The following is a 15,573-nucleotide window of genomic DNA, read 5'->3' as shown; positions in this document are numbered from 1 at the left end:
TGCTGCAGGGTAGAAGGGAGGCGGTACGAACGAAATGTAATGCATAAGAAACCAGTCAAGTAATAAAATAGGGTACTGCTCGGCAAAGGGAGGGTGGGCGCTGAAAGGAGCAGTGGAGTGGTAGTGTACAGAGCAGCTGCTGCTGTTCTGTCAATTTTTTTACGTCACCGTCCTCTCTGGGTTCATGAATAGTCAACCTGCCGGGCCAACGCTGTCCTAAAGTTGGTCGACCTCCCATTGGGAGTAAGTGAACGGATGTATGTTGGAGTTATCCTTTGGAGTTAGACAGTGGCTATACCGCTCGTATTGGCGAGTGACAAACACTTGCTGTCGGTTGCTTGGTGTTGTTGTCCCGGAAATAGCGGGAATAGTGAGACAAATATAAGTAGGGTTGAACATAAGGTTTGTTATTAGCTCAGCCTCCACAGCTCGAAGTAGAAGAGGCTAGGAACTGCCGATAGGTTTTTTATAGTATATTCGGTTCCATTTATACCATAATCAGGTACTATATAATGAAATCAGCTATACCATTTCTGTTTGTTCTTTTACTGTTTTCGTGCTCCAAGAAATCAGATGACCTTGAATTGATGATTAAAAGGGATAGTTGCATGCGGAATATAGCCTTTAATGAGCAAGCATTTTCTTCGGTCATAGCCTATTATGAAGAATTAAGAGTTCCTGAAGAATTAGGAGATCCTAGGGACTCGATCCTAGCCGCTGATTGCAATCAGATTGTTTCCTGGAGAAGAAATTTCATGAAAGAGCGAACCATTGAAAACCTACTGCTCTACTCTGATTCAGTGGAGGCAAGATACACTAAGCATAGTAGAGACGGCGGGGAATTGTCGTATTCTATTAAGGAAATAAAGAACCAACTGCGCTCCTCAGCAGATAGTCTGAAGTATTATAACCTTCTATATTTAACTACTGTCGCTGAAGGAATGATATTAATGCATTACGAAGCTTCCCTTGGTACAGGTTATGGCTATTCATTTGTTATTCCCTCCTATTTAGATAGAGAAAAATACGGCACTAGAGATACAGTGTACTTAACTGTTAATGCCGATTTTGGCAGTTCTCTTGGTACAGGTTATGCCTATACTTTCGTTGTTCCCTCACCTTTAGAGGAGGAAGAACACGGCACGAAAGATACAGTATCCTCAACTGTTAATGCCAATGAAACTTACTTATCAAAAATAGGCTTGGATTTCTCTAAGGTGACTTGTAAAGGGGCCGAAGATGGCGTTAACTTAAAACCAAAGGTTATAAGGTCGGGACCTCATTATATTCTGTTGTACACCCCTGTTGAAGAAGGCACTTACACGGTTGGGGGAAAGGTCATTATCAGCCATGAAGGAAACTTTGACTCAAGTATCAGAATTGAAAATAAATTTGAAGTGAAGAACACAGCACTCAAAACAGCTAGAAAGCATTAGAAGGCTTTTTAGCTAAGTTCGTTCCTCTTGCTTAACATAATTGAGCTTATGAGCTATAAACAGTAAAGGCTCCTCATCACGGGGAGCCTTTACTGTTCTATAACGTCAGTTATATAGGTTAAAGCCGCTGTATAAAATAATAGTTTCTGTACAGCAAAACTCTTTCTTCTTTATAGTTTTTAAACTCCACAGTCTTTTAGCTTGGTTACCTGCTGACCCGCTACTCAATGTTTAGCACCCCAAAAAGCACTACGGCTCTATACACAAACAACAACCCTCCAAAGGAAAAAACCTGCCACCTCCTGAAGCCATGTTTCTTGCCAGGGCCTTCCCGGCGTAGGGCTGGCGGAGTATCCATCTCATTGAGAAGGGATATGGCCCTATATGATGCAACAGCTACTACTCTTTCTTGGTCGCTGTTTAGGAATTGCAGTTTCACATATCACATAGAGGGTGGAAAGCTTGGGAGTCAGTTGTAGCAAGCAAGCGCTTAAAGCCATCTTATTGCGCTGCTGTTCAGTTCCTGCCTGCCATCACTCCCCCGTCCACGTCCCAGATGGCCCCGGTTACCCAGGAGCTTTTGTCTGTGAGCAGGAAATGAATGACATTGGCAACATCCTGCGCCCGCCCGACTCTTCCTATCGGGTGAAAGGAGTTGAATCCCTGCAGCGCTTCCTCGATTTTGTCCTCCTCTATGAACGCAGCGTATATAGGCGTTACCACCACTGCCGGCGAGACGGCATTGACGCGGATGTTGTAGTCTGCCAGCTCCATGGCCAGGTGCTGAGTAAGGCTGTGCACACCCGCCTTAGCCATCGAGTACGCCGAGGAGGGGGTTGCCTTGATTGCCTGTTTGGCCCACATAGAACCGATGTTGACGATGGACCCGCCCCCATTGCCTTTCATCACCCTGGCCGCCTCCTGGGTGATGAAAAAGAAAGCTTTATTAAACGCGTGGTAGCGGTCATAGTCCTCCTCGGTATGCTCAAGGAAGGGCTTAGGGCTGAAGTACCCTGCTGCATTGAGCAGGTACTTTAAATCAGGAAACGCTGTCTTGAGGCTGCTGCTGAATTGCTGTACGTCAGGCAGGCTACTCAGGTCTACGCCTACTGCATGGGCTTTACCATGAGCGGACAGCTCTTCCCTTGCCGCCTCCAGCTTCCTGCCAGGCCTGCCCATGATGATTACTTCAATGCCGCCCCTGAGCAGCAGTTCTGCTGTGGCCCTGCCCATTCCTGTCGTGCCACCTACTATCAATGCTTGATCTGCCATTTTCTCTATTTGGTTGTCAGTCCTTATCATACGGAAGCAAGGAGAGTAATGGGGGCAGGGGCGTGATATATTTGCCGGTGCGGGAACAGGATGCCCAGGACAGCGAAAAAGATTTCCACCAGCTCCCCCATGCTTCCTGCGCTCACAGGTGCATGGCGGAGCTGGTGGAAAAGATAGTCTCTGGAAACCAGCGCAATAAAAAAAGCACGGCCTCTGTTTAGCAACACATGCACGCTTAGCCTGTAAAACTGAAAGATCAAGTTCCTGGCAGCCTACGGATCCTTAGGCCTGGCATCATATCACAGCATCCCCTGCTTCATTAACAGCACCCATTCCTTAGGGGGGCACTTCCTGAATGCAAATAAGCAAGGGCCAAGAGGAAAGGCAGTGACAGCCTACCGATGGCTAAACTCCGAAAACGTTCGTGTATCTACACCGTTACATCCTATACCATTAACAAAGCATAACAATTTAGATATGAGCGAGAAAGAAGAATCAAGACGCGGGCCCATTGCCTCTGCCATGGCGGGGGCCGTAAGTGTTGGCGCGAATATGCTGGGGGAAAAATTCACAGAGCTGAAACACAACGCTGACAGCAAGAAGCTAAAGGCATCGGCTAACTTCCCCATGATCCGGCTACCCGAAGGCTATGAGATTGAGAAGATAGCGCAGGGCCTTACTTACCCCACTTCCGTTGCCTGGGACGACAGGGGCAACATGTACGTGGCGGAGGCCGGTGGCACCTTCCTGGATGAGGAGAACGCCTCGGCAAGGATACTGCGCGTGGACTCCAACGGCACGGCTACGGAAGTGGTCAACCTGGACGGGAAAATCTACCCCGCCATATCCGGCATGACCTGGTACAACGGCGCTTTCTACATCACCCACCGGGACAGGGAACTGTACGGTTGCGTATCACGGGTGACCCCGGACGGGGAGGTTACCCAGATACTCGGCGGCATCGTTGACAGCAAGAGTGACCACCAGCCCAATGACGTGCGCGTGGGAAGGGACGGAAGGATGTACGTGTGCGTGGGCATAGGCGGCAACTCAGGGTACATGGACGAGAACATGATCCCGTTCGTGCTGAAGGCGCCTGACGGGCACCCCACCCCGGCCAAAGACATTGTGCTCACAGGCTATAACATCGAGTTGCCCGATTTCCGGGAAGGCGGGAAGGGAACGGTACTGACCGGTGCCTTCATGCCCTTTGGGACAGCGACAGAGCCCGGCCAGGCAGTCAAGGGCAGCAACAAGGCGGGCGGCACCATCCTAGTGTTCGACCCGGAGAATGCCGAGGCCACGGTGCAGCCCTATGCCTGGGGCTTCCGCAACGCCATAGGGATTGCATGGAACAGGGACAACGACATGTTCGTGGCCGTGAACGGCTACGACAACGCGGCCGGCAGGCCCATCAACGATTACCACGACGGCACCTACCGCGTGAGGGAGGGGGCCTGGTACGGCTGGCCTGACTTTGCGGCTAACTTCTCCCCTGTGACCGATGCCAGGTTCAAGCCCAGCAGCTCGGCCATACCGCCTACCTACAAAGGCAGGGAAAGGGTGGCAAAGGAACTGCACTTTCTCATTGACCATGAGGCGAGCGGGTTGGAGCAGCCGGACACATCACTGATTCTGGGGCTGCACGAAGTGAACTCCTCGCCCTCAAAGCCTGATGTGGCGCCTGAGGGCTGGGGGGACTATGCCAACCACCTTTTTGTGCCGGAGTACGGGGACTTCCAGTGGATCACCAACCCGATGAGGGACAAGTTCGCAGGCAACCGCATTGCCCGGATAGAGACAAGCGGCAGTGGTGAAAACACCGTGCACGCTTTTATCCAGAACGAGAAAGTAGGTCCTGGCTCTCAGCAGGGCGAACTTGGGGAGGGAATCGAAAGGCCGTATGATGTGAAGTTCGGACCGGACGGGGCCATGTACATCGTTGACTTTGGCTCGCACAGAACAAGCCTGAAACGCATAGCGGAGGGGCATTTCCCGGTTGAGTTTGACAGGGGAACAGGCATGGTCTGGAGAGTAACAAAAATGAAATAAATTGCTTAGTCACTCTTTAGATTGGTAAAGGCTAAACCAGTGGTTTAGCTTGAAAAGAAGGAGATAACAGGGCAAAAGCAAGGTTAGTCAACCTTGCTTTTGCCCTGTTGTTGAATATAAACTGGCTTATGGGTTACAAACAATAAAGGCTCCTCATCACAGGAATCTTTTCTTGTTCTATAACGACACTTATGTTCAACTGGAACGTCTGTAACGGCCGCTTGCATGCGAAGCCTGAAGTGATAGCGAAGGATGGTGATGAAATTAAAATTGTGTTCACCAAGACCATCGAGAACTTTCACCGCCAGGTCAGGAAGGGGAGCAAGACGAAGAGGGGGCTCGGACATGCCCCTGCTGAAACTGATGTATCCCTCGTGGCAGATCACTAACCCGAAGGAACCAGACGAGAGAATTGCAGGTATAAAAATGGAGGTGAATACATTTTTTAGTTACCACAGAACCTGAACTAAATGATGTTCTCAGCGGCTTCCCCTCATATTTTCCTGAACTTTATGTATGATATGCCTATCAAGGGGTTTTTGAATCAGTTCTGTCACCTGTGGATGCTCCTTTGCCCGCGCTATGTCTGATGGGTCCAGTGATGAGGTTAACAGGTAAATGAGGCATTTTGCTTGTAGTTGCTCTTTATATGGTTCGAGAGCCCCTAAAAGGTCCCATCCTGAAATTTTAGGCATATTCAAATCCACGAAGATGACCTGGGGGATCTGACCGGAAGATATTTGTTGTTGGAGAAAATCCAAGGCTTCCTCGGGATCATCAAAAGCAATCACTTTGTCGGAAAGGCCTTCAAGTTGAAAAAGGTTTTTGTATAAAAACAAAGTAATTGGCTCATCATCAATTAGTACAAAATCCACAAATAGTTAAGTTAAAGTAGTGAAATTTTAAAAACTGTCCCTTCATTGGGCCTGCTGCTTACCTCAATTTGGCCTCCAATGCTCTCCACATGAGCCTTGACCAGATACAAGCCCAGGCCACGACCGGAATGCTTTGGATGGAACCGTTTGTAAAGCTTGAACATATCTTCGCCTGCCTTGTCAAGATCAACTCCTGAGCCGTTATCAGCAAATGAAATCTCCTTGTTTTGACCTTCCTTTACTGCTACAGTCAGATCGACCTGCAACGGCCGCTGTTCCGATCGGAACTTTATCGCATTGGACAGTAGGTTAGAGAATATGCTGTAGAGATAGGCCTTGTTCCCCAACACCTGAATACCCTCAGGAATGGCCACCCGTGCAGTTCCTCCGCCTTCATAAAGAGCTTCTTGAAAGTTTTGAACGACTTGCTGAACGACTTGGGCTAGCGGAACGGATTCCATTTGCACAAGGCCTTCCTTGTCGCGTATTGACAAAATTGTATTTATATCACGAACAACCTGATCAAATTGTCTAAGGCTGGTTCCCAAGTGTGTCAGCGTGGATTTGAAATCAGAAGAGTTTGGGTCTAAAATTTCCAGCACTTCTACTAAGCCTAAGGCATTGGTCAAGGGGCTGCGCAGGTTGTGAGAGATCACATAAGTGAACTGCTGCAAATCTTTGTTTTTCTCCAATATTTCCTCCTGCGCCTGCATTTTTTCTGTAATGTCCCTTGCAATCATATGTACCCCTACCACTTTTTCATTCTCCGTCACCGGTATTTTTACTACGTCCCAGTGTCGGGGAGCAGAGTTTCCCTGAGGGGTATAAAGATCAAACCTAACTGTTTTGCCTGTGAATGCTTCTTTGAGTTTTTCTTCGTAAAGGAGCTGAACATCCTCAGACAGAAACTCATTGTAGTTTCGGTTAATTACATTTTCCTTTGGTTCCTGGACCAGCTTTAGAAAGGCAGGGTTAGCATCCAGTATAGTGGACTCTTCGTTCTGATACAGAATCAGCTCAGGGGTATTTTCGAATAAAGAACGAAACCGAATGTCTCTTGCAGGGCTTGAGAAATCATTTTCCATAGGCAACCTTATCATTAAGATAACATTAGCGAAAACGATAACCTGGTAGTAAAAGTTAAAACTTTTATAAATAAATAAACATCGATGTGTCTTGTCCTGGTAAAGGATGACAGGTTCCGATGCTAAACCCCTTCTCAAGCTTCCACATAAACTGTCTAGTCCTGAAATAGGTTATCCCGGAAAACGCGGGAATTTTGAGACAAATATGGGGGGGTAACGGAGTGGTGCAGCCGAAGCCCGTGCGGAGCGATGGTTAAGGCTGAACTGTGTTGTATGGGGTTATTTTTCAAATTTTTTGTACAGTTAAGCAACTGTTATCCCGTGATAGTTGGAAGTTAATTGCCCACTGAAAATCTGTATCAAATACTGTTATCAATATATCTCCGCTCTGTTTACTTGAGATAGATTTTAAACGTACTTCCCTCGCCGTTCCTGCTTTCCACTTCTATTTTCCCATGGTTGCCATCCACTATTTTAGCCACTAACCCTAAGCCTACACCTGTTCCTTCTTCCTCGTTGGTATTCTCTCCTCTCCGGTACATGGAAAAAATCCGTTGTTGATGTTCTTCATTTATACCCTGTCCGTTATCTGTAACTTCCAGTAAAGTATAGCCCTCTTCCAGCGTTGTTCTGATGCTTATTTCAGGCTTTCTATCAGGACATCTGTACTTAATGGCATTTGTAATCAGGTTCTGCAGGATGCTGCGGATATGCTTAGTGGGGTACCGGATAAAAGGAGCTCCACCATAATCTTCATGAAAAACTGCATTTGTTTTTTTTATATCCTGACTGAGTAGCAACTTGATTTCATCCACTACATCGTTGAATGACTGGTATGTATAATGCTCCGTCTCTTCCTGAGCAGACTTGCCCATATCGGTAATAACAGACTTAAATTTTAAGGCCGATTGATGCATCAGTTCAACAATGTGGTGGATGTGCCGATCATCTAATTTATTTTCCAGTTCTGCTTTGAGCAGTAAGGCAAGGCCTTCGATGTTATTGATAGGTGCTTTCAAATCATGGGAGGCTGTGTTAGCAAACTCGTTAAGCTCCGTATTCATTTTCTTGAAGTCGTCTATTTTGCTGAGCAGTTGGTCATGGAATTTCTTTTTCTCTGACTGGTCCTGCGTGATTTTCACATACCCTACCAAGTTTCCCTCCTCGTCGGTGACTCTTGTTAAGACAACATGAGCCCAGAATAATTCTCCGTTCTTGGGCCTTCGCCAATTTTCCGTTTCATAGCGGCCGTATGTGCAGGCTATCTCAATTTCATTTTCAGGTAAGCCTTTCTCCCTCAAAAAATCCGGAAAAAGCATCTCGTAGTTATTCCCTATTGCTTCCTCGGCTTTATAACCCTTCATCAGCTCGCAGCCGATGTTCCAAGTCAAGATCACCCCGTCTTTATCCATCATGAAAATGGCAAAGCCCTTCACTTCTGAGACAATGTTGGGGAAATAGGTTTCAAGCGGTTTATTTATCATGATGAAAGTAATTTACTCAATAGAGATTAAAACATATACTTAAGTTGTTAAAGATGGTTGGAGGCCCCGTTAATAATGTATTTAAAATGCCTAGTCCTGAAATAGGTTGACAGGCGCTGTATCAAGAAAGGGCCGTTATTCGGGACGCACTAAGTCAACGAGTGCTGCTGCCCCCACGTCTCCCAATCCATCCCGAATTGCCGTCTCATTAATCAAAAGCGATTTTGTATATTCGAGACGAGTTAATGAGACAACCCAATGAACGTAGGGTGCACCCAGATCTCCCTACTATCAAAGTTTGAGTTTACATCTTGACGCTGTGACCCTATGCAATATAACTAGAAGCTATCCCTAAAACACCTTAGCATGATTCTCAGGCAAGCCAGCAGGACGAAAGCCAAGTAGTTTTCAGCCTTGTATTCATGTCGGACCGTTGTCCTTCTGAAGTTAAAGAATTAGGCAAAATACTGTAACTACAATACTATTCAACATTCCTCAATCATCACGTGTCTACATCATCTTCATGATTGACAATTGTTTGAACTGGAGTATATAAGATTGATTCTTCAATGAGTATGGTAACATTCCTCCAAAAAGGATCATGTTTTTTTTGGAACTGTAATGATGTGGAGTGTGGTACCACTAGAATGCCTTCAGTACAAATGTGTGAGTATCCTACGGGAGGGGAATCCTGTGCTGCTAGAGTAGGTTAAAAGATTCCATTAGTAGCACCGAGCATCAGCATCATCTCAAACTTACTAAGCGACTTACCATCTTGATTAGCTTTCATGAATTCAAACTGACCATTCTCCATGTCAACCGCTAACAGTAACTCAATTTTTGTATTATGCTTAGTGCCTTTAAAGTAAGACTTCTGCACATAGGAGTGTAAGTACCCCTTTATTCGGACAGTGTAAATGAGACATTTCTCAATCTTTACTACCACCACTATGAAGTGGTAATGTGGTAAACTCGCTGGGCAGGCCTTGTGCCATGGGAGGAGTTTTCCATATTTCCACTTCTACTCCTTAGCGGCCACTCGCTCGGGGTCAGGTTGCCCAGCGCCTCGTGCGGCCTTTTGGTGTTGTACTCCTCCACCCACTGCTCGGTAAGCTCCCTGACCTCCTCCATTTCAAGGAACAGGTAAGCATCCAACACCTCTCTGCGGTAGCTGCCGTTGAAGCGCTCAATGAAGCCATTCTGCATTGGCTTGCCGGGCTGGATGTACTGTACATTGATCTCCTTCTCACTGCACCAACCGGTAAAGTCAGCGCTGGTGAACTCCGGCCCGTTGTCCACCCGGATGGCTGCCGGCTTGCCGCGCCAGTCGATGAGCTGCTCCAGCGTCCGAATCACCCTTTTGGAGGAAATGGAGGAGGCCACCTCTATGGCCAGCGCCTCCCGGTTGCAGTCGTCTATCACGTTCAGCGTCCTGAACCTGCTGCCCGAGGCAAGGCTGTCTGACATGAAGTCCATGCTCCAGCTGCTGTTGAGCTCCGTCTGCTGAACCAGCGGCTGCTTCACCCGAGCAGGAAGCCTGCGCTTGCCCCTTCTCTTCTTGTTGAGCTTGAGCAGCCTGTAGACCCGGTATACCCGCTTGTGGTTCCACTTCCGGCCGGCCCGCCTCAGGTAGGCCAGCAGTTTACGGAAGCCGTAGGTGGGGTGGGCGGCGGCCAGCTCCTGCAGCGCCTCTATCACCTCCGTATCATCTCTGCGGCTCCTGTAGTAGAACTGGGAGCGGGCAAGGCCGGTCAGTCGGCAGGCCCTGGCAACACTTAGGCCGTAGTCCGAGATGATCTCCTCGGTCAGTTGCCTTTGCTGCCAGAGCCCCAGCCCTTTTTTGTGATGACCTCCTTGAGTATCTCGTGGCTGAGGCTCAGGTCGGCGAACATCTTTTTGAGCCGGGCATTCTCCTCCTCCAGCTCCTTGAGCCGCCTCACCTCCGAAATGTCCATGCCCCCGTACTGGCTCTTCCACCGGTAGAAGGTGGCCCGGCTGACATTCAGCTCTCGGCAGATATCCTCTGCCTTCCGGCCTCCCTCGTGCTCTTTGAGGGCCTTGATGATCTGGCTCTCGGTGAATCGTGTCTTCTTCATCTTATCAATTTAAATGTATGACCTTTTTGTCTACTTTTAAACTGTCTCGATTTTAGGGGTACTTACACATAGGGGTAGCTTTTGCTCTTGAGCCGTGACTATGCAAATAGCTTTTATAGACACTTATAATGCAAAAGCCGCATGACTCAGACTCAGAGTTTTGCTTAGAGATAAAGGTAGTAATATTATGATACGCATATATGCGTATGGTTGATTTTTGTTATTGTCTCTTCTTGCTCTGTGGTCAAGCAAAGAGAAGAGCTACTCAAAGCATTAGGAATTAAAATTAAAGAGGCAAGAATTGCCAAAGGTTTGTCACACGTTCAGTTAGCCAGCGAAGCTGACATAGCCGTTTCACAAGTTTGGAGAATTGAGACTGGTAAGGTAAATGTTACTGTTGTAACACTTTATGCGATAGCAGATGCTCTTGATGTTTCTATCTATGAATTGTTAGATAGTAGTAGGCGGGGTATCTAATTACTCTGATATTTACTATCATGTAAGTATTAGGTACAGCATGTAGTTTTATGCTACTCATGTAGCCCCTAAGTACATTCTATTGCTAGGAGGGATTAGGTGCTCAGACCATGTCAAAGTTTACTACGGATTTAATGAAGCTTATATCGCCAGACAGGATTCGCCTGTTGAATAAAAGTACGTTAGTTAATGTTATTTGAAGACTGAATCTTGTTTATAGAAGCTGTACATGACTAAGCACTTAACCCTGTTGATAGGAATCCCATAGTTAAGTATATTTTATCGTACAGTACATCAATGATTTACACTGCTCTCCTAACTAGTTGCACCTATGCTAAAGTTAGGAGTCGCGACCTATTCTAATTTCCGTTGAAATGGGGAAGCAGCTATTAAGTTACTTAATTAAGTAACTTAAAAATCTCTATGAGATGTCTAGGCCATCCAGGTAGTTCTTGCCATAGAGCTTTTGCAGGTAGGCTTCCAGTTCTTCAGGACTGTCCATAATCAAATCAGGCTCTTCTAAATAGAGGTTTGTTATGTCTCTTCTTAACTCCTTAGCTGCTATATTGGGATACACTTCATTTCTAGCAATGCTTTTTTGGTTTCTTTTTCTATTATTCTTCATCTTGTTGTTGATTTAAATCTTTAATTAATATACATAGTTATTTATACTTTTAAAAGGATTATTACCGGTATAATTTAATACCTCTTATTACATTTCCCTTCTTTTGTTTTGTCTTATACACTGCTGATACACAATGATATATATTATAGGTTACCCCTTATTATAGTTTACCCAAAAATCAAATTTGTAGGCACTAAGAGATGTTTTACCTTCCAGATAAGCTTTCTTTATTAAACCTGCAGTTCGTTTATATGATTTTTTAATCATGCTCTTTAATAGTGTGTCAAAATAGCTAATACATCTTTGATAAAATTCATGATCTTCAAGTGCCATGACTGTAGCTTCGTATTTTAATTGATTCCTAATGATTCTGTTCTTTTTAAGTCGTGCTTCAAACCTCCATGCTTTTAATTCTGTTTCATCAATTTCTTTTTCATAAACCAGTAACTGTCTCCTATAACCTCTTAAAGCTTGCCTGAGATCTTTGCTTTTCTCATTTCTTTTCTTTAAAAATCTTAAGTCACAAGTCTTAATCGCTTTATTTGTTGCTACGAAATATACTGATTCATCATAAATGGCAGCTCTTTTAAAGTAGCTAGGAGCAGGGGTATTCAATAAATCTGAAGGCTGGCCATCTACAAGATAATTTGCAGTTATGTCCACTCTTGTGAGTTTAAAGGTTCTAAAATCAAGTCCAATTATTTTATCAAATCCTAGAATCTTATTTATTAGATTAATGGCTTTTGTAGCATTCCTGCTATCTGTGGGTAATACATTGCACCCATTGTTTAAGAGGCTTGGTAAACTAACATGTACAGAGACATGTAAATTCTTTTTTAAATAAACGAGTATTTTGCTTTTTTCATACTGGATATATGCGGCTCTAATCGCTTCAGATTTACTTCTTGTTTTTATAATTACATTTTTAATAGCAATTATATTTTCTTCAATTTTTTTATACTGCTCTTCATTTACATTTCTATATGCATTTATGGTATCATAGCCAATCCCGCCGATCAATGTGTTTTTTGAATCTGGCGGTTGCGGCTGATTTTTTAGTTTGACTTCCTGAATGAGTTCTTCGCTTATACAGAAACTATCTATCTTGTATTGAGACAGAAATGGATGAACGGTTTTATGAGGTAGTAAACCATTCAAATAGGCGGCAATTAGCATAAACCTATTACACTTGAAGATGTACAGTCTGCTGCAGAGCTTTTTTCTGTAGCTTTTACAATCTTTGCCAAAGAGTCGGCAGGCTAACTGGTCTGGTAAGCCAAAAACTGATGTGAAAAGAATACACTTGAACTACCCAAGGAATGGATGATTATCTCTAGTCTTCGATAGGTAATATTATGGGTGGGGTAGCCTTTGTTGATAGTTTTTGAGATCTTCTTTCAACTCAGATTCAATAAATAATATTCTTCTTACACCTCCAGGTCTATATGATCTAATGGAGTTGCTTTTAACTAACTTATTAAGAGTAGGTCTGGTAAGCTTAAACAGCCTAACTACTTCGCTGATAGAGAGGTATTCTGTTTTATTTACTTGGTGTTCTTGTAAACTTATAAATTTCTGAAGAGCTCTTTGGATAGAGCTTTCAACTAAGGCTTGTAAGTTTTCTTCTGAAAGTAAAATTAGGTTCTGTTGGCCATTGAAGTCCATAAAGTGATTGATAATAGATTTTTGCAATCCAATCTTTGGACAGTAACTTATATAAATAGGCTACTGACGCTTTACAATCTTTACGGTCTTCCCTACAGAAATATTAGGAGGGACGCTGCAATTTTACACCTTTTAATTTTATTTATCAATAGGCGGAATTACTTTTTTAAACACTTTGCTTATGTGCTGCTCCTCGCTAATACTTTTGTTGATATATCTTGAGAAGATTTCTATCTTTTTATGATTCGTCCATTTCATGATTGTGCTAAACGGAATTGGTCTCTCCGCATTCACACAGTTTGAAATAAAAGTGCGTCTTCCTGTATGTGCTGATATTAGGTCATGTTTATATTTTAACTCAGCACTAGGAGTTGCACCTATATATTTGATAATTTGTACCTCCTGCTTTAAGCTTTCAATTTGCTTACACACTTCCTTTATAGTCTTATTAAAGTAACCCGCATCAATTGGCCGTGTTTGATAATCATATTTTATAAGTACTTCGTCTGCTAGGTCAGTCAAAGGAATGCTAACTCTATCTTTTGTCTTAGTGATGTCAGTATTAATAAAATTTCTGTTTTCCTCTGTTTTCTTAAATTCAATTTTTGCTTTGTTGATCCTAATTACATCACTAAAACGTAATCCAGTAGCACACATCAAAACAAACAAGTCCCTGACGTATTCCTTTCCCTTATCTTGTATTTCTACACCTTGAAGATCTGATACTTCTTTCTCAGTTAGAACTATAGGATCATCATTTTTCTTTTTATGCCTAATCTTGAGATCTGGGAGCTCTTTGATGTTCGTATAGCCACATTTGTTACAGTACTTAAGGAAGCTCTTCAGCAACGCCATTGTATGCGCTATACTAACATCTTGCCTCTTCTTTTTTATTGAAAACACCCTGTAAGCATTTACAAACTCATAGTTGATGCTTTCAAAAGTTATCGTGTATTTCGTATCTTCTGCGAACGCTTCAAGATTTCTTTTACAAGCCTCAATATTCCTTACAGTGTTGTATGGATGTGTGAGTTTCTTTTCTTCAATATACTTTTCAAAGTATTCAAAGAGGGATTTGTTACTTAACTCTCTTTCTTTATCGGCTTTCTTTAACTCACTGTCAACATAATCTATTTCTGGAGTGACACTGTACTTCTGGTAGTAGTCCTTTATAATGTTGTCTACTTTTTTATAGATAGTATCAATGTGATCGTTATCTATTTGGAACCTTTTTGAGTCATATCCTTTAGTTAGCTTTCCTTCTTTAAAATGCTCTTTCAACACTTTTATGTTGGTGTTATGTCTATATGACTCTCCATTCTTCACATATTGAACATAGACGGAAGACTTATTATTCTTATCCTTATTCCTTAAAACCAGCTTACAATACATATCTTATTTAGTCAGTTTTCAGTCAGTAAAATAAGAAAAATTGTTGAAAAGATACTTACAGATGTAAATAAATAATGCTCTAATTTGTTGTATTAGAGCATTCAGTGTAAGATGTTGTAAAAGGCTGTAAACTAGTCTTGACAATGTCCTTTTGTCATAGCTTTCAGATGTTAGGTGTATGTTTCGTTTATACTTAACGTCTACGGCGGCACTGTGCTTTAGTTGGTTGAGCACAAGTACGGCCCTGCCGTGTGTTGATAACCCGGTGGGGAACTTGTCGATAATGCCTGTGCAAAAAGCTGTACTTTTGTTTTCCTGATTTAACCTTAGTACAGAATATCATGCATATTGCAATCGTTGGCAACATTGGCGCTGGCAAAACCACCCTGGCCACCAAACTGTCGCAGCACTTTAAGTGGGACCTATACCTGGAGGCAGTCGATAACAACCCCTACCTGAAGGACTTTTATGAGGATATGGAGCGTTGGGCCTTTCACCTGCAGGTCTTTTTCCTGAACAGCCGCTTTAACCAGGTGCGCCAGATACAGGCTACGTCGCATGATGTGATCCAGGACCGCACCATTTACGAGGATGCGCATATCTTTGCCAAGAACCTGCATCAGTCCGGTTTGATGAGCAGCCGCGACTATGACAATTATTTCGCGCTGTTTCAGTCGATGATCGACATGGTGAAGGCTCCCGACCTGATGATCTACCTCAAGGCGGATTTGCCTAAGCTGATCGGCCAGATCGAGAAGCGCAACCGCGACTACGAGAGCAGTATCAGTATTAATTACCTGCGCAACCTGAACGAGCATTACAATACCTGGATGGGCAACTACGACCAGGGCAAACTGCTGGTGATCGATGTGAACAACATTGACTTCGTAGCCAACCCCGAAGACTTAGGCTCCATTATCGAACGAATTCAGAGTGAACTTTTCGGCCTTTTCTAGCCATACGATTTATACTTGAATATATACTTCTGAAGAGGGTAGTAGCTGAGGCCGCTGCCCTTTTTTGATTTGTAAAGTAGCTGTGCACTGGTGCAGTAACGTTTGTCTGGTCCCTGACAACAGGATGGGTAGCTTGAGGAGCTGATGCTTTGTGGTTG

Annotated in this window: 14 protein-coding genes; 5 read left to right on the top strand and 9 right to left on the bottom strand. The window is 44.0% G+C overall.

Going from position 1 to position 15,573, the window contains the following annotated elements; all coding sequences use genetic code 11:
* The first annotated feature begins 512 nt into the window (after window positions 1-512).
* Window positions 513-1,436 (top strand): hypothetical protein, encoded by a 924-nt coding sequence (locus A0W33_RS03685; protein ID WP_068836917.1) that lies wholly within the window; start codon window positions 513-515, stop codon window positions 1,434-1,436.
* Between the two features lie 516 nt (window positions 1,437-1,952).
* Here A0W33_RS03685 and A0W33_RS03680 read toward each other — a convergent pair.
* The gene (locus A0W33_RS03680) at window positions 1,953-2,708 is read right to left on the bottom strand and encodes an SDR family NAD(P)-dependent oxidoreductase (protein ID WP_068839908.1); all 756 of its coding nucleotides are present in this window, start codon (window positions 2,706-2,708) and stop codon (window positions 1,953-1,955) included.
* Between the two features lie 477 nt (window positions 2,709-3,185).
* On the opposite strand from A0W33_RS03680, the gene A0W33_RS03670 reads away from it, so the two are divergent.
* Together A0W33_RS03670 and A0W33_RS03665 are read left to right on the top strand one after the other, a co-directional pair.
* Complete coding sequence (locus A0W33_RS03670; protein WP_068836915.1) at window positions 3,186-4,760, top strand: PQQ-dependent sugar dehydrogenase; 1,575 nt, start codon at window positions 3,186-3,188, stop codon at window positions 4,758-4,760.
* A 191-nt stretch (window positions 4,761-4,951) separates the two neighbouring features.
* Complete coding sequence (locus A0W33_RS03665; protein WP_068836914.1) at window positions 4,952-5,149, top strand: hypothetical protein; 198 nt, start codon at window positions 4,952-4,954, stop codon at window positions 5,147-5,149.
* Between the two features lie 90 nt (window positions 5,150-5,239).
* Here the strand turns inward: A0W33_RS03665 and A0W33_RS03660 are convergent, their stop codons facing one another.
* The 4 genes from A0W33_RS03660 to A0W33_RS03640 all read right to left on the bottom strand — a co-directional run bounded on the left by A0W33_RS03660 (window position 5,240) and on the right by A0W33_RS03640 (window position 10,300).
* The gene (locus tag A0W33_RS03660; protein WP_068836913.1) at window positions 5,240-5,635 is read right to left on the bottom strand and encodes a response regulator; all 396 of its coding nucleotides are present in this window, start codon (window positions 5,633-5,635) and stop codon (window positions 5,240-5,242) included.
* 11 nt (window positions 5,636-5,646) lie between these two features.
* Window positions 5,647-6,720 (bottom strand): PAS domain-containing sensor histidine kinase, encoded by a 1,074-nt coding sequence (locus A0W33_RS03655; protein ID WP_172798084.1) that lies wholly within the window; start codon window positions 6,718-6,720, stop codon window positions 5,647-5,649.
* 392 nt (window positions 6,721-7,112) lie between these two features.
* Window positions 7,113-8,204 carry a sensor histidine kinase gene (locus tag A0W33_RS03650; protein WP_068836911.1) on the bottom strand — a complete coding sequence of 364 codons (1,092 nt, stop codon included), beginning with the start codon at window positions 8,202-8,204 and terminating at the stop codon, window positions 7,113-7,115.
* 948 nt (window positions 8,205-9,152) lie between these two features.
* Window positions 9,153-10,300, bottom strand: a protein-coding gene (locus A0W33_RS03640; RefSeq protein WP_394331609.1) for an IS3 family transposase whose coding sequence is annotated in 2 segments (ribosomal slippage) — window positions 9,153-10,039 and window positions 10,039-10,300 — 1,149 coding nt in all. Because the reading frame shifts where the segments join, the coding sequence is not laid out codon by codon here.
* Window positions 10,301-10,540: 240 nt separating this feature from the next.
* Between A0W33_RS03640 and A0W33_RS03630 the strand changes: the two genes are divergently transcribed.
* On the top strand, window positions 10,541-10,777 hold the full coding sequence (locus A0W33_RS03630) for a helix-turn-helix domain-containing protein (protein ID WP_068839906.1): 237 nt from the start codon (window positions 10,541-10,543) through the stop codon (window positions 10,775-10,777).
* Between the two features lie 421 nt (window positions 10,778-11,198).
* Here A0W33_RS03630 and A0W33_RS03625 read toward each other — a convergent pair whose 3' ends face one another.
* The 4 genes from A0W33_RS03625 to A0W33_RS03610 form a co-directional block, all read right to left on the bottom strand.
* Window positions 11,199-11,402 carry a hypothetical protein gene (locus tag A0W33_RS03625; protein WP_068836908.1) on the bottom strand — a complete coding sequence of 68 codons (204 nt, stop codon included), beginning with the start codon at window positions 11,400-11,402 and terminating at the stop codon, window positions 11,199-11,201.
* A 150-nt stretch (window positions 11,403-11,552) separates the two neighbouring features.
* The gene (locus A0W33_RS03620) at window positions 11,553-12,578 is read right to left on the bottom strand and encodes a phage/plasmid replication domain-containing protein (RefSeq protein ID WP_068836907.1); all 1,026 of its coding nucleotides are present in this window, start codon (window positions 12,576-12,578) and stop codon (window positions 11,553-11,555) included.
* 177 nt (window positions 12,579-12,755) lie between these two features.
* Window positions 12,756-13,067: a helix-turn-helix domain-containing protein gene (locus A0W33_RS03615; protein ID WP_068836906.1), complete on the bottom strand. Its 312-nt coding sequence runs from the start codon at window positions 13,065-13,067 to the stop codon at window positions 12,756-12,758.
* 138 nt (window positions 13,068-13,205) lie between these two features.
* Complete coding sequence (locus A0W33_RS03610; protein ID WP_172798083.1) at window positions 13,206-14,348, bottom strand: tyrosine-type recombinase/integrase; 1,143 nt, start codon at window positions 14,346-14,348, stop codon at window positions 13,206-13,208.
* 452 nt (window positions 14,349-14,800) lie between these two features.
* Here A0W33_RS03610 and A0W33_RS03605 point away from each other — a divergent pair, with 452 nt between their 5' ends.
* A complete protein-coding gene (locus A0W33_RS03605) occupies window positions 14,801-15,415 on the top strand; it encodes a deoxynucleoside kinase (RefSeq protein ID WP_068836904.1) in 615 nt (204 codons plus the stop codon).
* Window positions 15,416-15,573: the final 158 nt, after the last annotated feature.

Source organism: Pontibacter akesuensis (assembly GCF_001611675.1).
GTDB classification, from domain to species: Bacteria; Bacteroidota; Bacteroidia; order Cytophagales; family Hymenobacteraceae; genus Pontibacter; species Pontibacter akesuensis.
This window is presented reverse-complemented; position numbering and strand designations above follow the sequence as displayed.

Bases quoted from the DNA above. Each gene is read 5' to 3' on its own strand.
- A0W33_RS03625 (WP_068836908.1), bottom strand. From the start codon at position 11,402: ATGAAGAATAATAGAAAAAGAAACCAAAAAAGCATTGCTAGAAATGAA.
- A0W33_RS03615 (WP_068836906.1), bottom strand. From the start codon at position 13,067: ATGGACTTCAATGGCCAACAGAACCTAATTTTACTTTCAGAAGAAAAC.
- A0W33_RS03680 (WP_068839908.1), bottom strand. From the start codon at position 2,708: ATGGCAGATCAAGCATTGATAGTAGGTGGCACGACAGGAATGGGCAGG.
- A0W33_RS03685 (WP_068836917.1), top strand. From the start codon at position 513: ATGAAATCAGCTATACCATTTCTGTTTGTTCTTTTACTGTTTTCGTGC.
- A0W33_RS03620 (WP_068836907.1), bottom strand. From the start codon at position 12,578: ATGCTAATTGCCGCCTATTTGAATGGTTTACTACCTCATAAAACCGTT.
- A0W33_RS03605 (WP_068836904.1), top strand. From the start codon at position 14,801: ATGCATATTGCAATCGTTGGCAACATTGGCGCTGGCAAAACCACCCTG.
- A0W33_RS03650 (WP_068836911.1), bottom strand. From the start codon at position 8,204: ATGATAAATAAACCGCTTGAAACCTATTTCCCCAACATTGTCTCAGAA.
- A0W33_RS03655 (WP_172798084.1), bottom strand. From the start codon at position 6,720: ATGGAAAATGATTTCTCAAGCCCTGCAAGAGACATTCGGTTTCGTTCT.
- A0W33_RS03670 (WP_068836915.1), top strand. From the start codon at position 3,186: ATGAGCGAGAAAGAAGAATCAAGACGCGGGCCCATTGCCTCTGCCATG.
- A0W33_RS03665 (WP_068836914.1), top strand. From the start codon at position 4,952: ATGTTCAACTGGAACGTCTGTAACGGCCGCTTGCATGCGAAGCCTGAA.